This is a genomic window from Rummeliibacillus stabekisii (assembly GCF_007988965.1).
GTDB lineage: Bacteria > Bacillota > Bacilli > Bacillales_A > Planococcaceae > Rummeliibacillus > Rummeliibacillus stabekisii.
In genome coordinates this window covers 14,531-35,249 of sequence record NZ_BJVD01000013.1, presented here as the reverse complement: position 1 = coordinate 35,249, position 20,719 = coordinate 14,531, and the positions used below count along the sequence as shown (strand labels likewise).

The window sequence follows — 20,719 nt, the reverse complement described above, 5'->3', positions numbered from 1 at the left end:
TATATCTCGTTTATTTATATATAATATAATGAACAGCCAAGGCTTTTAAAAAAGCACTTGGCTGCTAAGGCATTTCTAAATTTTATTTAATACAATTTTTCCCTCTCTTTTAGAAATGCCTTTAAGTCAGTTATCTTTCAATTCCTGCATATTAATCTTTATATGAAGCTAACAATGCTTCCAAGCCATCTTGATAGATGCCGTGGAATAGATCTATAGCTTCTTGATCACTAACGCCTACTGGTGTAAAACTACCAGACCACTCTACATGTGATGAGGTGCTGTCAGTATCTTCTATTACTTGGATAGTAGATAAATAATCAGTAACCGGGAAAGGTGCTTTCATAATGGAATAAGTGTAGTAGCGTTCCGTTTCATTGAATACTTCCAAGCGTTCAATAATCGTTTCCCCATCTGGGTTAGCCAATGTACGAACTCGACCACCTTCGCTTACTTTACTGTTTGGAATATAGGGTAACCAATCTGGAAGCGAATCAAAGCCCCCGATTAATCCCCACACTTTTTCAGGCGACGCAGAAATTTTAATTGATGTAGTTGTATGTGCCATGTTTATTACTCTCCTTATACTTATTTAATATCAATTGGTAGCGGTGCATGAGATGCTACTAATTTTTGTTCGCGCATTTCTTCCCAGAACGCTGCAGGGATTACGGTGTTCAAAGCTGCTTTGTCTTCTGCAATACGCTCAGGTCGGCTTGCACCAGGAATAACAGCTGCAACGGCCGGATTAGCCAATGAGAATTGTAAAGCTGCTGCCTTGATGCTGATATGATGACGATCTGCAATACTCTTGATTTTTTCTACTTTTGCCATAATTTCTGGTGATGCTTTTTGATATTCAAAGTGAGTACCTCCAGCAAGAACACCTGAGCTATATGGTCCGCCGACAACAATATCCATATTATGTTTTAATGCTGCAGGCATTACCCGTTGCAGTGCACGCTCATGGTCTAATAATGTATAACGGCCAGCTAATAAGGATACATCTGGTTTTACTTCTTCCAATTCGAGCATAAGTTCAATTGGTTCTACACGGTTTACGCCGAGACCCCATCCCTTGATAACTCCTTCTTCACGTAAACGAGTAAGTGCACGGAATGCACCTGTACGAGCAATTTCGAATTGAGAAATCCAAGTATCACCGTAAAAATCTTGTGCTACATCATGGATATATACAAAATCAATACGATCTGTTTTTAAGCGTTTCAAGCTATCTTCGATTGAGCGTAGTGTTGCATCCGCGCTATAATCGTTGATAATTTTATTTTTACGACCAAATTCGAATATACTACCCTTTTCTCCTAAATCACGTGTAGATGGATCTTCCAATTCGTCTGTAATGATTCGGCCTACTTTAGTGCTTAAAATGTAATCATCACGGTTTCTTTTCGATAATGCTTCACCAAGACGGCTTTCCGCTAAGCTAGATCCATAAAGCGGTGCTGTATCAAAGTAACGAATGCCATTCTCCCAAGCCGCATCAACTGTTGCGATTGCTTCTTCCTCTGGAATATCGCGGTACATGTTACCTAATGGCGCTGTACCAAATCCTAGTTTTCCTTGCAATATATTTCTCATTTAAGATGCCCTCCTAAAAGTAATTTTTTAAAATGATTGAATTGATCTGAGAGCAGGATGTACATAAAATCAATCACTACTCATCATCAACGTATGACATTTTATCGTTCGACAAAATGCATAAAGAGTCAAAAGTAACGCACGTTAGTGTTGGGCTATTATGATATATATTCAACATGAGAAGTACGCACTCTAAAGTTTTATAGGTACTTTAAATTACTATAGATACTTTCTGGTAACATACTACCCACCACCTCTTACACATGTTATTATGAACTATATTCAACAAATTAAAAGTACGCACTTTTAAGTATCTTAGGTACTTCTCAGTAACATACTACTCATTTTCCTCTTTACACATGTTATTATGTTACTTAATCAACAAATTAAAAAGTACGCACTTTTAAGTGCTGTAAATACTAAAAGGTAACATTTCAGTTATGTAGCTAGCTTTGCACCTAAATAAAATATCAAAGGAGACTTTTATATGAAGAGATACAATATTCCTGTAGAAGCAACTTTAGAAGTTATCGGGGGTAAATGGAAAGTTGTAATTCTTTGTCATTTGAAAAAAGGCCAAAAAAGGACATGTGAATTAAAACGTTTAATGCCTGGTATTACACAAAAGATGTTAACGCAACAATTACGAGAACTAGAAGATGATGGTGTCATTCTGAGAAAAGTTTATAACCAAGTACCACCGAAAGTAGAATACTCTTTAACTGATTATGGTAGTTCTTTAGATTCCATATTAGATTCTCTTTGCACATGGGGAGAATATCATCTTGAAAAGAACGGAAATACGTCTATGCTTGTAACAGCTGACGAATAATAAAAAGGCAAAAACGAAACGTAATGCGTTCGTTTTTGCCTTTTCTTTTTCAAATTTATTAACCCACTAATCTACATAAAGCTTTTCACACTCTTTTTTACAGTGTTTATAAACGCTCTCACAACAGGAGGCATCGTTTTTTGAGGCTTTATAATTAACATAATTTCACGCGAAAGCTCAGGAAACAATGGTTTGATCGTTAAATCATTAGAGTCATTGGCCAAAGCCAATTCCGGTATGATTGTAACACCTAAACCCTCTCGAACCATTGCCATAATTGTTTGATTATCTACTGCGCTCAACTGTACATGGGGAGAGACTCCTTGTTCTTTTAAATAAGCCTGTATGCTAATTTCGCACCCTGACCTAGGCATAATAAAATCTTCCCCTTCAATATTCTCTACTTTAATCTGTTCATACTCTTTTAAACGATGATCATTAGGTATGATGAGTACAAACCTATCTTTTATTAAAGGAATATAGTCTAAGCTGACCGTACTATTGTTTAATGAGGTAAAACCTATATCGACCTTACCTTCCTCAACCCAACGTGTAATTTGTTCATAGCTGCCCTCATAAAATTCTATTTCTATACCCTTGAATTCTTTTCTAAAGCTCGACATTATTGTAGGTATCATTTTAGAGGAGAAGCTTGAAAAGCTGCCTATTCTAATCTTCCCTTTTTTAATACCTAAAATAGAAGCAGTTTCTTGTTTAATACTTTCTGCTTCAGTTAATATATTTCTCATATTTCTAATGATACGTTCTCCGCTATCCGTTAAGGAAATTCCATTTCTACCTCTATTTAAAAGAACAATACCTAGCTCTGATTCTAAAGAAGAAATATTATGGCTGATGCCAGACTGTGTCATTCCTAACAATTCGCCTGCTTTAGTAAAATTCCCAATGTCTACTACTTTAATAAAGATTTCTATTTGAAAAAGATTCATATAGTACCACCCTGCATCAATGCATTAATTTTATTCATGTTTTATATTCAAAACATTAATTTTACTAATTCATTCTATCATAATACAATAATGAAGAAATCAAGGAGGAATCTCAATGACGAAAAATATAAAGGCTTTTTATGTAGATGCTTTTACTTCGAAAACTTTCGGAGGAAACCCTGCTGGGGTGATACCTCATGCGGAGAACTTAACAGATATGGAAATGCAACAAATCGCTAATGAGTTAAACCTCTCCGAAACAGCTTTTCTTATTCCTTCTCCTAAAAAGGATGTAGATTATCGGATTAGATATTTCACACCAACAGAAGAAGTTGATTTCTGCGGTCACGCTACTTTAGGCACTGCATGGTTAATGGCTACAACATACGATTGGATGCACAAAAAAGAAAATATTGTGTTGGAATCTAATATAGGTAAGATACCGGTAAAATGGATGATGGAAAACAATCAATTAAAAGCCGTATCCATGACACAAATTACGCCTCAAGTAAACGACATAGTTATTGACCCTAAACTAGTTGCGGAGCTTGTAGGCCTTCACGAATCAGACATTGATCCGAAGTATCCAATAAAAATAGGAAGTACGGGAGTACCACATCTTCTCGTACCCATTAAAACACGTGAAGCCATTGATCGAGCAGCACCGAATTTCAAAGAACTAAAGAAAATGAATAACGACTATCATATATCCACTACACATCTCTTCACATTTGATACCAATGGCGAATTCGATATCTATACAAGAGATTTTTGCCCGAACATAGGTATCGAGGAAGATCCAGTTACAGGTGCTGCAAACGGTGCATTAGCTGGCTATTTATATTTAGAAAATATCCTATCTCATAATGAGCCACATCAATTAACCATTGGCCAAGGTCATGCTATCAATAGACCTGGAATTCTCTATATAACAATCACATCTAATAAGGGAACACCCATTATTGAAGTAGCTGGACCAGCAGTCGTATCCATGTCCGGAAACATTATGATGTAAGTAAAACTTTTATCACTATGATTGTGAAGGTCTTAACAAAGGGGACAAATCGTAAATGCCAAAAACAAAAAGCTGGAAAACATACTATTATGATATTGTGAAAGCTCTAATAGTATATAAGTAAGATTAATAACTAATTTATCTTTTATCCGTTTTATTTAACTGAATTTTTCGTTATTAACAACAATAATAGCCCTTTTATTAGAAATAAAATGACTCATCAAATAAAAGGGCTTCATTCAGCAATTAATTTTAATCCCCAAAAGAATAGTCACTTTCAACCTTGCAAATACGTACATTATAACTCTTATACCATTCTGATTTTCCTTTTATTTGAGCATCTATATTTGAGCAGAATTTGCTTTCCACCTTTTTATATCCGTTAAAGATTCCCAATATGAAATAGTAATTCCAAACCCATTCTCCCTTACACTTTCAACTCCTAAGAATCCTTGTTGTCTTGAAGCTAATTCTTCCATCACATGAGCCATTTTTCCATAACCATTTTCACTTTCTGCTCTTAGCGAAGAAAAAATTACCGCATAATAAGGGTGATTAAATTCTTTTGTATTAACAAACATCCCATGTACCCTCCTTTTATTCTTTCTTAGATTAAGCTATAACCTAAAAGTAGTAATTATTTATACAACAATAATGCTTTTATTATTTCATTAAAATAATCTTTCCAGTTTTTATCTTCCACCTTTTTATCGCTCCTTAATTTACTCTCTTTTTTCCTTATATTCTCAATCTATCTTTGGATAACTAGTATCAAATGTTGTTTTCTTCTTGAAATTATTGTTTACAAGATAAATGCCTATTAAAATGAAAGTACCTCCCGCTATAAGCGAATAGGAAATATGTTCGTTTAGCAATACGTTCCCAGTTAGAACACCAAAAAAAGGGGCTAAAAATAGATAGGAACTCGTTTTACCTGGGTCACCCTTTTGTAAAAGGAAGTACCAAACTGCAAACTGAACAATTGAAGACATTATGCTTAACCATAAGAGAATAAATAATGAATGTTTATTAATATAAAAGAATGGCTCTTCAAGTAGTAAACTTAAAATGATAAGAATGCATCCCCCAAACAACATTTGATAAGCGGAAAGTACCCAAGTATTAAAATCAGCACCCCATCTACTAACTAATAATGTAGAAAGAGCCCAAAATATAGCAGCGAATGCTCCAAAGACTAACCCAATTCTAAAATCATTAATGCCTCCCAAGGTTATTCCAACTCCTAAAAATCCTAGAATGACTCCACTCCATTGATACCATTTGTAACGGTTGCCCATAAAAATAGTCCCGAAAATAATAACTAGAAGAGGATTCATAAAAGTTAAAATAGACGACTCACTGGCAGATATAGTTCTTAAGCTTATAAATATGCATCCCATTACTCCGGCAGTTTGTAGAGAACCGATAATTATCACTCTTCCCCAATCCTTTATAGCACTAGGGTGTGGTCTTTTTTGTACCAGTACGATAACACTCATAATACATCCTGCTAGAAAGAAACGCAGCCCGGCCAATAACAAGGGAGATGAGTAGTCCAATCCAATTTTCCCTATGGCAAAAGATGAGCCCATAAGGACAGTAGTCAAGATGATCAATGTAAAAAAGCTATATTTTTTCATTATACTGAACCTCCAATTCAATTTCATTTGAGAGTTAAAAAACCCCACCTTCCTTGTAGATCAGGTTCCTTAGTATTATTATAAAAGTTAGATAATACGATGTTCATCGAAATATGGAATGCAGAGGTGATCAATTTGAGTATACATCCTAATATCACGGCCCTAACTGCTTTACTTACAGAGAAATCACGGGCAACTATACTGGCAGCTTTAATGGATGGAAAATTTCATACAGCAAGCGAGCTAGCTTACATGGCCTCCATCAAACCTCAGACAGCCAGCTTTCACCTTTCAAAATTAGAAGAAAATAGTCTTGTAATATGTGAAAAACATGGGCGTTTCCGTTACTTTCGATTAGCCAATGAAGAGGTAGCTAATACTCTTGAGGTATTTATGTCTATATCCTCCCCACCCGAGATTCGTTCTTTAAAACAATCTAGCCAATTAAAAAGATTAGAAAATGCAAGAACCTGTTACGACCATTTAGCAGGACGCATAAGTGTTAAATTAACAACTATAATGCTAGATAATGGATACATAGAAAAAAGTAATAAACAGTTTATTGTAACAGTAAAAGGAGAAGAGTTTTTTAATAACCTAGGAGTAGATATAGTGGGTTTATCTAAAAAACGGCGTTCCTTTTCTCATGCATGCCTCGACTGGAGTGAACGCACTCATCATTTGGGAGGTGCTTTAGGAAATGGATTATTTGTAAGGTATATAGAACTGGGATGGATAGAGGCTAGAGCGAATTCGCGTGAAATTATAATTACAGACAAAGGGAAAATAGGTTTTAAGGAATATTTTGGACTGGAAATTTCAATATAGCTTTAAATGTATGTTTTATGTATTATATTCTTTTCTGTTCAAACTATTAAAAGGGTTATCCGCCATTCAATGTTTTGGCAAGATAACCCTTTATTTTTCCGTTACTGCTATTTACTTTTCTCTAAGACATCAATAAGGATTTCTTCAATTTCTTTCGCAATGCCAACTAGCTCGTCATCGTTTAATAAACCAATCATTGCTGTAGGCTTAGGCAAACCTATTTTTGTTTGCCCTTCTTCTTCATACACCGCAATTTTACATGGTAAAAAGTAACCGACTAATGGATTATGCGCTAGTACACGGGCCGCTTCTACTGGATTGCAAACCTCAAGTATTCTGTAAGGTTTTTGATAACTGTTGACACCTTTTTTCTGTAAAGTTTCCGTTAAGTTCAGTTGCCAAAGTACCCCGAATTTATTTTCTTTTAGGTTTTTTTCAATAGATTCAATTACTTCATCTATTGTTTTAGTTGTTAGCACTGTATAGTGAAAATCCATACGATCAAGCCTCCAATTTTTTTATAAGATATCTACCCAAATTTTTATGGCTGTTCCCAATATTAAAACGGCTAAGATTCCTTGCAAGACTTTTGTGTTTATTTTTTTGCTTATTTTTGCGCCTATAGGAGTTGCAATCAAACCCGCAATAATTACAATCATCGCTGTTTTGTATTCAATTTGCCCAGTTGAGATTTTACCGATTGATCCCGCAATAGACGAGATAAATGTGATGGCTAAGCTGGATGCAATGGTCATTCGGGTCGGAATGCGAAGTATCAACAACATAATAGGTATTAGTAGGAAGCCTCCACCTGCACCTACAATGCCAGAGCCAATTCCGACAATGAACGCTAAGGCAGCTGCTAGCGGTTTATTGAACGTCACTTCAGCTAAGGAAAGATCATCTTTCGCCTTTTTTGGAATGATCATCATAATAGCTGCTAACAATGCTAAAATACCATATACAATGTTAACTTGTTCCTCAGTTAAACTCTGCGAACCAAAGCTGCCGATAAATGTTCCTACTAGAACTGATAACCCCATCACGGTAATTAACGATTTATTTAAATAGCCCCCTTTACGAAATCCTATAACACCTGCGATCGATACAACTAATACATCTAGTGCGCTAATCCCAGAGACTTCGTGGGCCGTTAAAGCCTGAAAGCTAAATAGAGGCGGAATCATCAGGAGCATCGGATATTTAACAATAGCACCGCCTATTCCAAGCATGCCCGAAAGAAATGAACCGATAAAACCGATAGCAAAAAGAAGTAGCATATAATTTATATCCATATTATTTCCTTCTTTCTAACAACTAAACCTGAAGTGTGCAAGCCTTCCGGTTAAAAAGAAAAGTGAGTCGTACCACAACTCACTTTTATCATTAAGATTTTTTAATATAGAACGTTAATACATCTGCTTCTTCTTTATGATCTAAAAGTGTATGGCCTGCTGCAACTGTCCAAGCTGTTAAGTCGGCTAATGCCCCTTTATCAGTTACTTGCACTTCTAAGATTTGCCCTGATTCTAGTGTATCCATTGCTTTTTTAGTTCGTACAATCGGCATTGGACATGCTAATCCTTTTGCATCTAAAACTTTGTTTATTTCCATTTCATTAATCTCCTTTAACTAATAAAATTTGTTGGCAGAAGGAGTTATCTCTACTCCTCCTCTGCTTTTTACCTTTCAGATTTTCCTAACGCACGGCACAGCGATTTGGGCCAATCTCCATTTCTATTTGTTCATCTTGATCAGGAGTGACTTTTCCCATATTTACTTGACGAATTTGCTGATATGCATTTGGTTGTGGCGGTAAATTATCCGTAACTGTATGACGGAACTCTTCTTCACTTTCAATATTTAGACCATGGTTTTGTGCAAACAAATCACCTAGACGTTTTGCTACAGTTCCGTCTTCATTTAATTCTTGGATGATCATAAAGTGTGCTGGTAAAACAATTAGATCCTCTGCCAACTCGCGGTAACGATGATATAAAGTCTCACGTAAATCACCTACCCAATCCTCTGCAAGGCCCGCTAAGTCAGGACGTCCGATAGAATCAATAAACAAAATATCGCCTGTTAATAAATACTTGCTATCAACGATGAAAGATGTAGATCCTATTGTATGGCCAGGTGAGTAAAGAGCACCCACTTCAATTTGAGAGGCACCAACTTTTACTGTCACATCGTCCTCTAGAGGCATGTATTCAAATACTACTTCATCTGCATCTTTTGGCGGTAAGTAGTATGTTGCACCAGTTGCCTCTGCAATGTGCCGTCCTCCCGAAATATGGTCAGCGTGTAGATGTGTATCAAAAACATATTTAATCTCAGCATTTTTCTCTTTTGCAAAGTTTGTAAATATGTCTGTGAAACGAACTGCATCTATTACAGCTGCTTCTCCTTCAGAAATAACCATGTACGAAAGACAGCCTTTTCCTAGACGGACAAATTGATAAAGTTCTCCGCCCCCAGTTAAATCCCCCACTTTAATAGGTTCAAGATAAGAACTCCAAGACTTCATGCCACCTTCAAGATAGAATACATCTCTTCCGGCATCTGAAAGCATTTCAGCGATCATTTTCGAAGAACCTTCTTTTGCACAGACCACTAATACATCCTGATTTGATGGTAGTTTTGGCAGGATTTCATCTACTCCATCTAGTAATTCGAAATAAGGAATATTTAAATACTCAAAGTTTTGGCCCTCAATTTTCCAATCTTCATAAGCATCTGTGTTACGCACATCTAAAATAAATAACGGCTGTTTTTCAATTACCTTACGAGCAACCTGTGCTGCTGTCATTTTATTGATTGTCATATCACACTACCCCCATAGGTATTTATTTTTATTTTTTATAGTGGAAGGGATGACCCTTCCACTCGTTTTCTCATATTTATTTCTATTCTACTAGAATGTTAAAGATGGTGATGCATCTTTCGCGAATTCAAGGAACGTAACAGCTCCACCTACTTCAATACCATCAATGAAGTCTTCTTTTGTTAATCCCATTACATCCATCGTCATTTGGCAACCGATAAACTTCACGCCCAACTCCTGCGCCATTTCTACAAGTTCTGGGATGCTTGGTACATTTGCCTTTTTAAATCCTTCTGCAAAGTGTTCGCGTCCTTCTGGCATTGGCAATTGTTGCATTGCTTGTTTATGAATTAAGTTTAGGCCTTCAAATGTGAAGAAGATAGCTACCTCTTTTTCTGTTGCTGCTGCTGCAGTTGCGATATTAAATACCTTATAAGCGTCAAATAAACCACCATTACTTGCGATAATTGCTACTTTGTTAGACATAATAAAATTCCTCCAATAATATATTATTTGATACTGCTCCACCGCTATTAAGGTGGGGCTCTTACTACCCGTTAATGCGGGATATTTTCCCTTGCCAAGAAGCCATTCCAGGTAGGACATTATAGACTTTTGTAAAACCTTTGTCAGAGAGTTTACGTGCTGCTAAATCACTGCGTGTACCTGTACGACAAATGACATAAATCTCTTGATCTTTATTTAGTTCATCTAAACGGTTTTCTAATTCTCCCATCGGTATAGATTTAGAACCTTCAATGTGGCCAAATGCATATTCTGCTTCTTCGCGCACATCCAAAATTATGCCGCCTTTACTAACACGATCAATTACTTCATCATTCGTAATGGTTTTTTCAAATGTCTTTTCTTCTCCAGTGTCATGAGAACTTTTACGGATGTAATGTAGTAACACTCCATCTTCTTGTATTGTCCCAAGATACTGATGGCCAACACTTTCACTCCATGCTTTTAAATCTGCAATAGAACCTTTGTCTGTAGCCTGAACTTCTAAAATTTGACCATCCTCTACTTCATTCATTGCCTTTTTTGTTTTGACAATTGGCATAGGACAAGCAAGTCCCTTACAATCTAGCTGTTGATCTGCTTTTATTTGCATTTTACAAACCTCCTATTACCACGTGGGGTATATTTTAAATTAAAAATTTACTCAACATTACCTTCCCAGGAAAGCATACCACCAGCCATATTTGTTACATCAAACCCATAGCCTTGTAAATATTGTGTTGCTTGGCCGCTACGTCCACCAGAACGACAAACCATAATATAGGGTTTTCCTTTATCTAACTCATGCATACGAAATTCAAGCAAACCTAGTGGAATATGCATGATATCAGGAATATGGCCAGCTTGTACTTCATCTACCTCACGAACATCAATTAGGTTTAACTTTTCACCATTTTCTATACGTTGTTGAACTTCTTTTGCAGTAATTTCTTTCAATGCTTACCCTCCTACAATACTTATTAACCTCTCCAAGCACTCATGCCCCCACGAACATTTGTAATGTATTCATAGCCTAGTTTTTTTAATTGTTTGCAGGCTTGAGCGCTACGCATTCCGCTTTGACAAATCACAACAATCTCTTTCTCTTTCGGAAGTTTCGAAAAGTCCGATCCTAATGGAATATTTTTAAACTGACGAATATGCCGAGTTTTATATTCACCAGGTGTTCTTACATCCACAAATACTTTATCTTTATCATCTATTATCCTGTTTAATGTAACTGTAGTTATTGTTTTAATTCCTTTAACAGGCCTTAACCGCCAAAGGAAAAACAGAATCACAATAGCAATAATAATCCAGATGCTCATAGAAAATCACCTCACATACCATGTAGGGTATAATTTTATTAAAAATAAAAATCGTATTTTAACGACTTTTAACTAACAAATCCACTGCTTCTTGCACCGAATCATTGGCAGCATCTTGACTTGCTGCTTCCAAGAGGCATTCTTGTAAGTTTTGGCTCACAATAACTCCTATTGTACGGTCAACACCAGAACGCACAGCTGATAATTGAGTGACGACAGCCTTACAGTCTTTACCTTCGTCCATCATTTTTAATATTCCCCTGAGTTGGCCCTCGATTCGTTTCATTCGATTTTTGACTTTATCGTCATAGGAATTCATTCATACCCCCTCCTCATCTCTTTGTTCTCTTGTTCATAAAGCAATAATATACCCCTCGTGGTATATTGTCAACAAAAGAAAAGCAACATTCTTTAAATTAGTTTAAATAAGTGCGTATTAAACAGGCAGATTTTGCGATCTGACTGTAGTAAAAAATCCGTTTGTTAATGTTAAGCAAACGGATTAAATAAACTCTTATATTATAAAGTTAAACCGCCATCGACAAGAACAACTGAACCTGTCATATAGCTTGCTTTATCTGAAGCTAAGTAAGCAACCATTTCAGCAAGCTCTGCTGGGTCAGCATAACGTCCCATTCTCATGTTGGAAACCTCTTCAGGAACATAGCCACCTTCTGCAAATTGAGCTTCAACATTAGTTGTTAAGGTTGTTTTGACCCCACCTGGACAAAGTGCATTGATGCGAATTCCTTTTTTCGCATATTCAAGTGCTGCACCTTTTGTTAAACCTATAACCGCATGTTTACTTGCAGAATATACAGCTACACTATGTTCAGGACGTACTCCTGCAGTAGAAGCTGTATTAATGACAGAACCACTTCCTTGCTCTTCCATCACTTTCAACACATATTTCATTCCAAGGAAGACACCTTTTACATTGATAGACATAATACGATCGAATTCAGATTCTTCTACTGCAGTAAAAGGTGCGAATCGTTGAATAACACCTGCGTTATTGAAAAATATATCAATGCGTCCGTATGTGTCGATTGCACTTTTTACGTAATTTTGTACATCTTCAGTTTTTGAAACATCAGCCTTTACGAAGATACCTTCTCCGCCTTGTTCTTTTACAAGATTTAATGTTTCTTCCCCTGTTTCTTGATTAAAGTCGACCAACACCACTGTTGCACCGTTACCTGCTAGTTTTAGACTGCTTGCTCTCCCAATTCCGCTTCCTGCTCCAGTTATGACAGCTACTTTACCTGCTAATTCCATGTTCATTTCCTCCCTTTTATTAGCTTACATCCATGATTTTATTACTTGTTTATAAATTAATATTGTATTATCTTACGATTAATAGTTCTTATCTACGCTCCATAAAAAATTTTAAGGGAGTATATTCTATATGGAAATAGCTATACAGGATTTACATTATATATGTGAGATGATTTATAAAGTTCATGATATACCTGTTTTTTACCTCAATCAGTTTGGTGAAATAGAACATGAATTTTCAGGGAAAAACCTAAGAGATAACCCATATTATAATCAAATCAAAAAGCAAATCAGCGTCTACACTTATGAAGAAAGCCCACATGACTTTCCTATCTTTTTTTCAAATTCTAAATTGAATTTTTTCTTTATTAACCTGAAGAATAAAAATTCATTTTGGGGCACCATTATTTTAGGTCCGACCCTTGTATCCGAAGTAACGGATGAGGATGTGAGTAAAATTTTTGATTCTTTTAAAGGAAAGCTTCATAAAAGAAAACTCATTGAATATTATCAATCCATTCCCATTATCGACAGTGAGCACTTTCTAACGATTAGTCTCTTGGTTTATTATTTGGTGTACCAAAAAAAGCTAGATCAATCGATGGTAATTCAAAATAATAAGGCATTAGCCTTAGATATCATTGAAACTGAAAATCCAGAACTTGAACTGTCAAAAGGAAGGAGAAATTTCATCTTTCATTCCAATCTTTCCTATGAGCAAATATTGCTTGATTATGTCAAAAACGGACGAATTGATAAATTACAGGATATTTTTGATTACTCTATTATCGGTGAGGCAGAATTAGGATTATTATCGAAACGAAATCGCCTTAGAAGTGAAAAAAACTTAATGATAACGGGAATAGCTCTTGTTTGTAGAGCGGCTATCGAAGGGGGATTAAACGATGAAACTGCCTTCACTTTAAGTGATTTCTATATCCAACGTATTGAGGAATTAGGAACCTTAAAAACCATTTTAAAATTAACGGAAGAAGCTATAAAGGATTTTACCAATCGGGTGAACCAAATAAAAACTGAAAAATATTCTCCCACAATAACTACTTGTCATCACTATATTTATGATCATCTTTACGAGGAAATCACTCTCGATCAGCTTGCAGAAGTATGTCATTTAAGTCCAAATTACTTATCATCACTATTCAAAAAAGAAGTTGGAATACCAATAAGTGAATACATGCAACGACAACGCGTTGGAGAAGCAAAGAAACTATTACTTTTAACAAATTACTCTATTTCAGATATTGGTACCTGGCTAAACTTCCATGATCAAAGTTATTTTATAAAAACCTTTAAAAAATACACGAGCTTAACTCCCCGGCAGTTTAGAAATGCTCATTTTTCTGATCATCAGTCTAGTGAAACCTAAAAACACGCAGGCCCCTCACTGAGAGGACCTGCGTTTTAAATTAATCTATTTCGTCGATTGAATTTCCACTTTGTCTAAAATCGCATGCCCTTTTCGTACTTTAATAGTTGCTATGGCAGAAGTGTTCTTATTTACCGGCCGATTAATGGCATTTTCTAAGTCCTTCCCTGTATTTTCGGGGACAAAGAATTTATCTAATTGATAATTAATTTCTACAATTTGATTATCAGGTTCATTGCTTGAGTTCAAAGGAAAATAATTGATTTCCCCTTTTAAATAAATACCTTCTTCAGGTTGATCCTTTACTACACGCTTCACAATATCCATACCATTTTTATTTTTCTCTAAGACTGAATAGACAACTACTGGCTTATCATAAAAAGAAGAGTTATTCACTTTAAAATAATCTTTTAATTCCTTGTCTAATATCGAAATATTTACCTCTTCTGCTTTGTAGTTTAATCTAACATAATCCCCTCTGAACAAATCAGTGGGATCCACAGGTCTTGTTTCTAGCTTTATCGTGTTTCCTGTAGTTATCGTTAGAAATGGGGGAATAGACATTCCTATCAATATAAGAATAGGTAGTGAAAAGGCAATCAACTTCTTCCAGTTATTCTTCAGCAAATGACTTTCCCCCTTTCTTTCTTTGCTTATCTATATAAATACCGAAGCCGATGAATATAGCTCCTCCTATAACAAATACCAATGATTTTGGTAAGAAGTCATAAGAAATATCTATATAAAAACGTAGAATTAGTGCGCACAGAATCATAATATTCAGCAGGCTACCTCTCTTAATAAAGAAGAGCACTAGTACTAAATACGCCAAACTAAACACAATATAAAATGATTCTCCAAACAATGAATTTCTCCAGAAGTAGCCAAATGTTAGGATAATCCCACTGACACCGTGAATGAAGTGACCTTGTATTTCAAATATAGCCTTCAGCTTTTCCTTCACAGGAATAAATAGCATAACTATACCAATTAAAAATATAAATAAAATAGAAAGAACGGCTATTGGACTATCATAATCTATAAAAGTAAAAGCTAGTAAAACAGCAAATTGAACCGTTAATATATTCATACAGAACACATATGGAACTGAATAGTGGATATGCTTACTGATAAGATACATAATTGGCAGGACGATCAGCATAATATATGGAAGCGAAGTCTCTCCATCGAACATGTAACTCATTTGATAGATAAATAGCAAAGCTGTTATGAATATGAGTAGCAACTTATCTTTCAAGACATATGCAATAGGTAGCCCTCCTAAAGCCCATATCAAAAATGCATTTCGGAAAGAACCTCCTAAGTTAAACATTTGCCCTGTCAGGAAGATACCCGCACCATAAAACAAAAAGCCTATATAAAACAATGTTCTGGCCAATTTTGGATTATGGTTTTCTACTTTAAGGCCGATACCATTGACTCCTATCACTGAAATAATTATGAGCAGAAACTTTACTGTTTTACTCATATACATCCAATTACTTGCTATAAAACTTAACATCCCAATCCCAATCAAAAATGCACCCACCGTAAGAAGTATACGGATAAAATTTGCACCACCCGTTACCTCGTAGTGCCCCAAAAGTTCTTCTTTTTGTGCAGCCTGAATGGATCCTTCTTTCTCAAAAAAGTCCAATTCCCGCTTCAACCATTGATATTCCGACTTCTTAATAGACCTTTTCATATTGCTGACCCCCTTTCGATCTTTCACCAATTTCTCTTTATTTCCCACTATGTTATAGTACGTAAATTCAAAAATAATTATGATACATACCTATAATACCGTATATCCGTTACTCTTTTGTAAAAGTATTACAAACCTGGACGCTTTATTTTTGAAAACAGTTCCCCATGTTATAATTAAAAAATTTTAAACATCTTAGAAGGATATTAAAGCAAAATGGGCGTATATAGATTAAAAGAATCTTTATCCTTCACACAAAATTTATATTGGAGAGGTTGTTAAAAATGGGAATACAATTAAACCCTTACCTAATGTCTACAGATGCTAAAGGACAAGCGAACTTTTATGTAGAGGCCCTAGGTGGGGAAATCATTACACTTAAAACATATGGCGAAACCCCAGGAACCCCAGAAGCAATAAAGGATAAGGTGATGCATCTAGCTGTGAAGGTGGCTGGAGGCAATACGCTTATGATGTCCGATACTTTAGAACAGGCACCTCTTAATACCAGCATCAGTCTTGCATTAACATATGATAGTGAGGATGAAGCTAAAGAGGTATATGCAAAGCTTGGCGAAGGCGGCGAATTTAAGCATCCATTTGAAAAACAAGTTTGGGGCGAATACTATGGAGACCTTGTAGATAAATACGGGGTTACCTGGATGGTAACTGCACCATAAAGCAGTCTAAATATCCATTAAAAAAGAAAGAACTGATACGCTCTACTTCAGTTCTTTTCTTTTTCTCTAGGTTAGTGATTTGGTACAGATCTTCACCAGTAACAAATTGAATTCAACACTTCATTTCATTTCAATTCGATTGATTGCTTCTCTAAAATGCGATGCTGTGCTTTCTCCATACAACTGTGGATTTTCTTTAAAAAATTGCTCGCTCATATATTGTTCTGCTTCTTTTAAAGGAATTTGTCTCGACTTCATCACTAACTCTAGATATTGAATAAAATATTCTACTGATAACGTACTTGCATGATTAACAATCATTTGTAATCTCCTAACATTCATTTAAAATAATTCTCTAAATTACATAAGCAATTACTTATATTTAAATTAAAAACAAAACCTAGAAGCTCTAGGTATTTGTTTTTAAAATTATATATTTTTATGCTTAAGACCCTTCTATCAGCACTTAAAATATCTGTCTTTCCACTTCAACGAAACACCTACTAACGCTATGAGAACAGGCACTTCTACTAACGGTCCAATAACTGCTGCGAATGCTTCGCCACTATTTATACCAAATACAGCTACAGCCACTGCAATAGCTAACTCAAAGTTGTTGCTTGCAGCTGTAAAGGACAGGGCAGATGTCACTGGATAACTTGCTCCAGCTTTCCTTGAAGCAAAGAATGACACTACAAACATAATTAAGAAGTAAATCAATAATGGTACTGCAATGCGTAACACATCAAGTGGTAAGGCAACAATTTTGTCCCCTTTTAATGAAAACATCATGATGATTGTAAACAACAAAGCGATTAATGTAAGAGGTGAAATTTTAGGGATGAATTTCTCTTGGTACCACTCTTTCCCCTTCAATCTAATACCGATAAGTCGCGTTAAAATGCCTGCAGCAAATGGAATACCTAGATAAGTTAGGACACTTTTAGTGATGTCCCACATGGAGATTGTTAGCGATAAATTCTCCATACCAAACCAACCAGGCATGACATTTAAGAAGAAATAAGCAAAAGTTGAGTAGAACAGTATTTGGAATATGGAATTAAATGCTACTAAACCAGCTACGTATTCACTATCCCCTCTCGCTAAATCGTTCCATACTATAACCATAGCAATACAACGTGCAATACCAATCATAATCAGTCCGGCCATATACTCTGGATAATCATGTAAAAATATGATTGCTAAGAAGAACATTAAAAATGGACCTAAAAGCCAATTTTGCAACAAAGACAGGACTAATACTTTCCAATCCTTAAATACTCTCCACATTTCCTCATATTTTACTTTTGCCAGTGGAGGATACAGCATCACTATAAGGCCTATGGCAATCGGAATAGATGTTGTACCGACAGATAATTTATCTAATGTATCCTTAAACGAAGGAGCAATCATGCTCAGCACAATCCCTAAACCCATCGCAACGAAAATCCATACCGTTAAATAACGATCGAGAAATGATAATTGTTTTGTTAATGGCTTACTCACATTTATGCCTCCCCTTCGTTAATCGAGCAAAGGCAATTTTTCAATGGGATAGGCGCTAATTCATCAATGATGGCTTGGATATAAGGCGTTTGACTATCATTTAATCTATAGTGCTTCCATGTCCCTTTTTTTCTTTCTAGAATAATATTAGCTTCTTTTAATTTACGTAGCTGCTGGCTTACAGCTGGTTGTGAAACTTGCAATATATCAACCAAATCACATACACAAACCTCACCATTCTTCAAACTGGCTAACAACTTTAATCGATTAGAATCACTAACCGCTTTGAGCTGCTTCTCCATCAATTGTAAATCCATACTCATCACCTCATTTATATATAAGCATTACCTTATATAACCGTACGCTTATTTATTAAAATATGCAAGAGTATAAAATTCGTGACACTCAGCTTACTATTTAATTACTCATAATTAAAAGATGACGAAATTTATTGATTTGTTAATATATAGATTTTTTATATAATTAAGTATACTGACTTTTATCTTTCAAAAGGAGACTTCCAATGGGTTATAAGATTGTATTTTTTGATGTGGATGGGACTTTGACAGACCATAGAGACGGCAGTATCTCAGAGAGCACTAAAGGGGCCATCTTAGCTTTAAAAGGAAAGGGTTTAAAGGTTGTCGTCGCAACAGGTAGACCCTTATCCATGTGTAACGAGTTAAGGGCATTAGGCATTGATACCTTTATAACTGCTAATGGTGGATATGTGAAACATAAAGAACATGTCGTTCATAAAGTACCTATGGATCGAGACATTTTGCGCTCTTTTATTAAATTTGCCGCTACTGAAAATCATGCCCTATCATTCTATACGGAAGATTTCTCTATGAATGGCGTAAAGAATGAAAACATATTAAAGGCCTTAAAGGAAACTTTATCATTGAGTGATTATCCTGCTTCAAACCCACATATACATAATCTTGAAGTGTACTTAATGTGCTTTTTCGCAGACGATGACATGATGAAAAGCTATAAATTAAAATTCCCAAATCTACTATTTAAAAGGTGGCATCCTTTTATATTGAATGTTTTGCAGGAGGATATTTCCAAATCATTAGCGATTAATAAAGTTTTAAACTATTTTGGATTCGATAAGTCAGAAGCCATTGCATTTGGTGACGGAGAGAATGATATTGATATGTTGGAATCTGTAGCACTAGGTATTGCCATGGAGAATGGCCATGAGGAATTGAAAAAGGTTGCAGACTTTGTCACTAAAAAATCTAACGAAGATGGTATATCTTTTGCTTTAAAAAAAATCGGGATTATATAGCTCCCGATAGTTTAATTAAAAGGAGATATAAATGGAACTACAAACTGAAAGACTTATAATCACACCGTGCACTAAAGAGTCATTACAGGAGTTTTCAAAAACCGAAGATTATGTAATCGGTCTACATGTAGATATGTATTTGTTAGCATTAAAAGATGACCCTTCTCTTTCAGGATGGGGTGTATGGCTTGTGATCAATAAAGAAGATCATACGATTATTGGCGATATGGGATTTAAAGGAAAACCTGATTCACAAAAAACAGTGGAAGTAGGCTATGCAATTATCCCCTCCGCTCAAAAGAAAGGGTATGCAACAGAAGCCGTGAAAGAAATAATTAACTGGGCTTTCTCCACTGGAAAAGTAGAAAAAGTAGTCGCTGAATGCTTGCATGATAACCACTCTTCCATAAGGGTCTTAGAAAAACTGCAAATGAAAAGAACAGAACCTAAAAACAATATGCTGAATTGGGAATTGGAGAAACCGTAATTATCTCTTCAAAATGAATCTATAAAATATAGCTCGCTACTTAAAAGGAGACATATCAAATTGGACATTAAAATGGCGCGGTATGCTATTACTCAATATTAAAAATGGATTTGATGTGATAAAAACTTATACTGATGAAAAAGGATTACATAAGATCATCCTTGAGAAAAAGTTACTTAACTGACTATAACGCTAAACTCTTGTCAATAGAGTTATCCTTTATGATATGCATATATTGCAAATCATAAAGGATAACTTTTTCTTACTGCAATTTTTTCTTACTGCAATTTCTTCTCAAGCATGGTCAACGTTAGACCTCCATCAACCATCATTTCTTTTAATTCTACAAATCCATTCTTTTTATAAAAGTTTATTGCAGGTGCATTTTTAGAGCTTGTTGAAACAATAATTGTTTGAAATTCTTTTCGAATGCTTTGAATGAAATCTAATAGTTCCCTAGCAATGCCCTTTCTAAAATGTTTAGGATGGACAAATAATCGGTGTATATCCATTACACCCTCTTCTATCTTTATAGAAATGATTCCGCTTAGCTCTTCTTTTATATAAAAACCATAAAAAGTTTCTCCGCTTTGTTGCAAGCTCTCAACTGTATCTTTAAGTGGCGGCAGTTCATAAAAATCTATTAACTCTGCTTCTACTTTATACGATAACAATTGAACATTTAATACTTCATTAGCAAATTTCGATTTCGTCATATCAATTTCTTTAATCAAATCCCTTACCCCCGATTAGATAATTTTTTTTCTATCTATGCCTTCTTGGCATTTTTCGTATCTCTTTATATATATGACTTAAAGTTGGGAACTCATTTATTACAATGCTATATAAAGTTAAA

At 35.3% G+C, this 20,719-nt stretch carries 27 protein-coding genes and 2 pseudogenes; 8 read left to right on the top strand and 21 right to left on the bottom strand.

Annotated elements, in window-relative coordinates:
- Window positions 1-151: 151 nt before the first annotated feature.
- Both RST01_RS14905 and RST01_RS14900 read right to left on the bottom strand, forming a co-directional pair.
- On the bottom strand, window positions 152-568 hold the full coding sequence (locus RST01_RS14905; RefSeq protein ID WP_147198010.1) for an SRPBCC family protein: 417 nt from the start codon (window positions 566-568) through the stop codon (window positions 152-154).
- 20 nt (window positions 569-588) lie between these two features.
- The gene (locus RST01_RS14900; protein ID WP_147198008.1) at window positions 589-1,599 is read right to left on the bottom strand and encodes an aldo/keto reductase; all 1,011 of its coding nucleotides are present in this window, start codon (window positions 1,597-1,599) and stop codon (window positions 589-591) included.
- 487 nt (window positions 1,600-2,086) lie between these two features.
- On the opposite strand from RST01_RS14900, the gene RST01_RS14895 reads away from it, so the two are divergent.
- Complete coding sequence (locus RST01_RS14895; protein WP_147198006.1) at window positions 2,087-2,431, top strand: winged helix-turn-helix transcriptional regulator; 345 nt, start codon at window positions 2,087-2,089, stop codon at window positions 2,429-2,431.
- Window positions 2,432-2,502: 71 nt separating this feature from the next.
- On the opposite strand, the gene RST01_RS14890 is transcribed toward RST01_RS14895, so the two are convergent.
- Window positions 2,503-3,381, bottom strand: a complete 879-nt coding sequence (locus tag RST01_RS14890) for a LysR family transcriptional regulator (RefSeq protein ID WP_147198004.1) — start codon at window positions 3,379-3,381, stop codon at window positions 2,503-2,505.
- Window positions 3,382-3,496: 115 nt separating this feature from the next.
- Between RST01_RS14890 and RST01_RS14885 the strand changes: the two genes are divergently transcribed.
- Complete coding sequence (locus tag RST01_RS14885) at window positions 3,497-4,396, top strand: PhzF family phenazine biosynthesis protein (RefSeq protein WP_147198002.1); 900 nt, start codon at window positions 3,497-3,499, stop codon at window positions 4,394-4,396.
- Window positions 4,397-4,648: 252 nt separating this feature from the next.
- Here RST01_RS14885 and RST01_RS14880 read toward each other — a convergent pair.
- Window positions 4,649-4,977: pseudogene (locus tag RST01_RS14880) on the bottom strand (antibiotic biosynthesis monooxygenase family protein).
- Window positions 4,978-5,142: 165 nt separating this feature from the next.
- On the bottom strand, window positions 5,143-6,036 hold the full coding sequence (locus RST01_RS14875) for a DMT family transporter (protein ID WP_147198001.1): 894 nt from the start codon (window positions 6,034-6,036) through the stop codon (window positions 5,143-5,145).
- Window positions 6,037-6,171: 135 nt separating this feature from the next.
- On the opposite strand from RST01_RS14875, the gene RST01_RS14870 reads away from it, so the two are divergent.
- Complete coding sequence (locus RST01_RS14870; RefSeq protein ID WP_147198050.1) at window positions 6,172-6,864, top strand: ArsR/SmtB family transcription factor; 693 nt, start codon at window positions 6,172-6,174, stop codon at window positions 6,862-6,864.
- A 107-nt stretch (window positions 6,865-6,971) separates the two neighbouring features.
- On the opposite strand, the gene RST01_RS14865 is transcribed toward RST01_RS14870, so the two are convergent.
- From RST01_RS14865 to RST01_RS14820, 10 genes are all read right to left on the bottom strand, one after another.
- Window positions 6,972-7,361 carry a DUF302 domain-containing protein gene (locus RST01_RS14865; protein WP_066790545.1) on the bottom strand — a complete coding sequence of 130 codons (390 nt, stop codon included), beginning with the start codon at window positions 7,359-7,361 and terminating at the stop codon, window positions 6,972-6,974.
- A gap of 21 nt (window positions 7,362-7,382) precedes the next feature.
- Window positions 7,383-8,159 (bottom strand): sulfite exporter TauE/SafE family protein, encoded by a 777-nt coding sequence (locus tag RST01_RS14860; RefSeq protein WP_147197999.1) that lies wholly within the window; start codon window positions 8,157-8,159, stop codon window positions 7,383-7,385.
- Between the two features lie 91 nt (window positions 8,160-8,250).
- Complete coding sequence (locus tag RST01_RS14855; protein ID WP_147197997.1) at window positions 8,251-8,478, bottom strand: sulfurtransferase TusA family protein; 228 nt, start codon at window positions 8,476-8,478, stop codon at window positions 8,251-8,253.
- Between the two features lie 85 nt (window positions 8,479-8,563).
- Window positions 8,564-9,691 (bottom strand): MBL fold metallo-hydrolase, encoded by a 1,128-nt coding sequence (locus tag RST01_RS14850; RefSeq protein WP_147197995.1) that lies wholly within the window; start codon window positions 9,689-9,691, stop codon window positions 8,564-8,566.
- Window positions 9,692-9,781: 90 nt separating this feature from the next.
- Window positions 9,782-10,177 (bottom strand): DsrE/DsrF/DrsH-like family protein, encoded by a 396-nt coding sequence (locus RST01_RS14845; protein ID WP_066790556.1) that lies wholly within the window; start codon window positions 10,175-10,177, stop codon window positions 9,782-9,784.
- A gap of 64 nt (window positions 10,178-10,241) precedes the next feature.
- The gene (locus RST01_RS14840) at window positions 10,242-10,808 is read right to left on the bottom strand and encodes a sulfurtransferase TusA family protein (protein ID WP_147197993.1); all 567 of its coding nucleotides are present in this window, start codon (window positions 10,806-10,808) and stop codon (window positions 10,242-10,244) included.
- Between the two features lie 47 nt (window positions 10,809-10,855).
- Complete coding sequence (locus tag RST01_RS14835; RefSeq protein ID WP_147197991.1) at window positions 10,856-11,152, bottom strand: rhodanese-like domain-containing protein; 297 nt, start codon at window positions 11,150-11,152, stop codon at window positions 10,856-10,858.
- Between the two features lie 23 nt (window positions 11,153-11,175).
- The gene (locus RST01_RS14830; protein WP_147197989.1) at window positions 11,176-11,523 is read right to left on the bottom strand and encodes a rhodanese-like domain-containing protein; all 348 of its coding nucleotides are present in this window, start codon (window positions 11,521-11,523) and stop codon (window positions 11,176-11,178) included.
- Window positions 11,524-11,581: 58 nt separating this feature from the next.
- Window positions 11,582-11,842, bottom strand: coding sequence for a metal-sensitive transcriptional regulator (locus RST01_RS14825; protein WP_066790563.1), 261 nt, complete (start codon window positions 11,840-11,842; stop codon window positions 11,582-11,584).
- A gap of 200 nt (window positions 11,843-12,042) precedes the next feature.
- Complete coding sequence (locus tag RST01_RS14820; RefSeq protein ID WP_147197987.1) at window positions 12,043-12,801, bottom strand: SDR family NAD(P)-dependent oxidoreductase; 759 nt, start codon at window positions 12,799-12,801, stop codon at window positions 12,043-12,045.
- Window positions 12,802-12,931: 130 nt separating this feature from the next.
- Between RST01_RS14820 and RST01_RS14815 the strand changes: the two genes are divergently transcribed.
- Window positions 12,932-14,188, top strand: coding sequence for a helix-turn-helix domain-containing protein (locus tag RST01_RS14815; protein WP_147197985.1), 1,257 nt, complete (start codon window positions 12,932-12,934; stop codon window positions 14,186-14,188).
- A gap of 45 nt (window positions 14,189-14,233) precedes the next feature.
- Here the strand turns inward: RST01_RS14815 and RST01_RS14810 are convergent, their stop codons facing one another.
- Window positions 14,234-14,815 (bottom strand): GDYXXLXY domain-containing protein, encoded by a 582-nt coding sequence (locus tag RST01_RS14810; protein WP_147197983.1) that lies wholly within the window; start codon window positions 14,813-14,815, stop codon window positions 14,234-14,236.
- Window positions 14,802-15,893 carry a DUF2157 domain-containing protein gene (locus tag RST01_RS14805; RefSeq protein WP_147197982.1) on the bottom strand — a complete coding sequence of 364 codons (1,092 nt, stop codon included), beginning with the start codon at window positions 15,891-15,893 and terminating at the stop codon, window positions 14,802-14,804. Before RST01_RS14805 ends, RST01_RS14810 begins: the two co-directional genes overlap by 14 nt.
- 284 nt (window positions 15,894-16,177) lie before the next feature.
- Between RST01_RS14805 and RST01_RS14800 the strand changes: the two genes are divergently transcribed.
- Window positions 16,178-16,573 (top strand): VOC family protein, encoded by a 396-nt coding sequence (locus RST01_RS14800; protein WP_147197980.1) that lies wholly within the window; start codon window positions 16,178-16,180, stop codon window positions 16,571-16,573.
- A gap of 120 nt (window positions 16,574-16,693) precedes the next feature.
- Here RST01_RS14800 and RST01_RS14795 read toward each other — a convergent pair whose 3' ends face one another.
- The 3 genes from RST01_RS14795 to RST01_RS14785 all read right to left on the bottom strand — a co-directional run bounded on the left by RST01_RS14795 (window position 16,694) and on the right by RST01_RS14785 (window position 18,396).
- The gene (locus tag RST01_RS14795) at window positions 16,694-16,894 is read right to left on the bottom strand and encodes a hypothetical protein (RefSeq protein WP_147197978.1); all 201 of its coding nucleotides are present in this window, start codon (window positions 16,892-16,894) and stop codon (window positions 16,694-16,696) included.
- 138 nt (window positions 16,895-17,032) lie between these two features.
- Window positions 17,033-18,079 carry an ACR3 family arsenite efflux transporter gene (gene arsB, locus RST01_RS14790; RefSeq protein ID WP_147197976.1) on the bottom strand — a complete coding sequence of 349 codons (1,047 nt, stop codon included), beginning with the start codon at window positions 18,077-18,079 and terminating at the stop codon, window positions 17,033-17,035.
- A 2-nt stretch (window positions 18,080-18,081) separates the two neighbouring features.
- A complete protein-coding gene (locus RST01_RS14785) occupies window positions 18,082-18,396 on the bottom strand; it encodes an ArsR/SmtB family transcription factor (protein ID WP_147197974.1) in 315 nt (104 codons plus the stop codon).
- Window positions 18,397-18,602: 206 nt separating this feature from the next.
- Here RST01_RS14785 and RST01_RS14780 point away from each other — a divergent pair, with 206 nt between their 5' ends.
- The 3 genes and pseudogenes from RST01_RS14780 to RST01_RS16225 form a co-directional block, all read left to right on the top strand.
- On the top strand, window positions 18,603-19,376 hold the full coding sequence (locus tag RST01_RS14780; protein ID WP_147197972.1) for a Cof-type HAD-IIB family hydrolase: 774 nt from the start codon (window positions 18,603-18,605) through the stop codon (window positions 19,374-19,376).
- A gap of 31 nt (window positions 19,377-19,407) precedes the next feature.
- A complete protein-coding gene (locus RST01_RS14775; RefSeq protein ID WP_147197970.1) occupies window positions 19,408-19,863 on the top strand; it encodes a GNAT family N-acetyltransferase in 456 nt (151 codons plus the stop codon).
- A 70-nt stretch (window positions 19,864-19,933) separates the two neighbouring features.
- Window positions 19,934-20,047: pseudogene (locus RST01_RS16225) on the top strand (GNAT family N-acetyltransferase); the annotation flags it as partial.
- A 94-nt stretch (window positions 20,048-20,141) separates the two neighbouring features.
- On the opposite strand, the gene RST01_RS14765 reads toward RST01_RS16225, so the two are convergent.
- Window positions 20,142-20,597: a GNAT family N-acetyltransferase gene (locus RST01_RS14765; protein WP_147197968.1), complete on the bottom strand. Its 456-nt coding sequence runs from the start codon at window positions 20,595-20,597 to the stop codon at window positions 20,142-20,144.
- Window positions 20,598-20,719: the final 122 nt, after the last annotated feature.

What these genes read in the sequence shown, in the direction of transcription:
- RST01_RS14860 (WP_147197999.1), bottom strand. Translation starts at nt 8,159, where the DNA reads ATGGATATAAATTATATGCTACTTCTTTTTGCTATCGGTTTTATCGGT.
- RST01_RS14895 (WP_147198006.1), top strand. Translation starts at nt 2,087, where the DNA reads ATGAAGAGATACAATATTCCTGTAGAAGCAACTTTAGAAGTTATCGGG.
- RST01_RS14775 (WP_147197970.1), top strand. Translation starts at nt 19,408, where the DNA reads ATGGAACTACAAACTGAAAGACTTATAATCACACCGTGCACTAAAGAG.
- RST01_RS14830 (WP_147197989.1), bottom strand. Translation starts at nt 11,523, where the DNA reads ATGAGCATCTGGATTATTATTGCTATTGTGATTCTGTTTTTCCTTTGG.
- RST01_RS14825 (WP_066790563.1), bottom strand. Translation starts at nt 11,842, where the DNA reads ATGAATTCCTATGACGATAAAGTCAAAAATCGAATGAAACGAATCGAG.
- RST01_RS14905 (WP_147198010.1), bottom strand. Translation starts at nt 568, where the DNA reads ATGGCACATACAACTACATCAATTAAAATTTCTGCGTCGCCTGAAAAA.
- RST01_RS14800 (WP_147197980.1), top strand. Translation starts at nt 16,178, where the DNA reads ATGGGAATACAATTAAACCCTTACCTAATGTCTACAGATGCTAAAGGA.
- RST01_RS14845 (WP_066790556.1), bottom strand. Translation starts at nt 10,177, where the DNA reads ATGTCTAACAAAGTAGCAATTATCGCAAGTAATGGTGGTTTATTTGAC.
- RST01_RS14900 (WP_147198008.1), bottom strand. Translation starts at nt 1,599, where the DNA reads ATGAGAAATATATTGCAAGGAAAACTAGGATTTGGTACAGCGCCATTA.
- RST01_RS14840 (WP_147197993.1), bottom strand. Translation starts at nt 10,808, where the DNA reads ATGCAAATAAAAGCAGATCAACAGCTAGATTGTAAGGGACTTGCTTGT.
- RST01_RS14815 (WP_147197985.1), top strand. Translation starts at nt 12,932, where the DNA reads ATGGAAATAGCTATACAGGATTTACATTATATATGTGAGATGATTTAT.
- RST01_RS14780 (WP_147197972.1), top strand. Translation starts at nt 18,603, where the DNA reads ATGGGTTATAAGATTGTATTTTTTGATGTGGATGGGACTTTGACAGAC.
- RST01_RS14805 (WP_147197982.1), bottom strand. Translation starts at nt 15,893, where the DNA reads ATGAAAAGGTCTATTAAGAAGTCGGAATATCAATGGTTGAAGCGGGAA.
- RST01_RS14865 (WP_066790545.1), bottom strand. Translation starts at nt 7,361, where the DNA reads ATGGATTTTCACTATACAGTGCTAACAACTAAAACAATAGATGAAGTA.
- RST01_RS14855 (WP_147197997.1), bottom strand. Translation starts at nt 8,478, where the DNA reads ATGGAAATAAACAAAGTTTTAGATGCAAAAGGATTAGCATGTCCAATG.
- RST01_RS14850 (WP_147197995.1), bottom strand. Translation starts at nt 9,691, where the DNA reads ATGACAATCAATAAAATGACAGCAGCACAGGTTGCTCGTAAGGTAATT.
- RST01_RS14795 (WP_147197978.1), bottom strand. Translation starts at nt 16,894, where the DNA reads ATGATTGTTAATCATGCAAGTACGTTATCAGTAGAATATTTTATTCAA.
- RST01_RS14785 (WP_147197974.1), bottom strand. Translation starts at nt 18,396, where the DNA reads ATGGATTTACAATTGATGGAGAAGCAGCTCAAAGCGGTTAGTGATTCT.
- RST01_RS14885 (WP_147198002.1), top strand. Translation starts at nt 3,497, where the DNA reads ATGACGAAAAATATAAAGGCTTTTTATGTAGATGCTTTTACTTCGAAA.
- RST01_RS14890 (WP_147198004.1), bottom strand. Translation starts at nt 3,381, where the DNA reads ATGAATCTTTTTCAAATAGAAATCTTTATTAAAGTAGTAGACATTGGG.
- RST01_RS14875 (WP_147198001.1), bottom strand. Translation starts at nt 6,036, where the DNA reads ATGAAAAAATATAGCTTTTTTACATTGATCATCTTGACTACTGTCCTT.
- RST01_RS14820 (WP_147197987.1), bottom strand. Translation starts at nt 12,801, where the DNA reads ATGGAATTAGCAGGTAAAGTAGCTGTCATAACTGGAGCAGGAAGCGGA.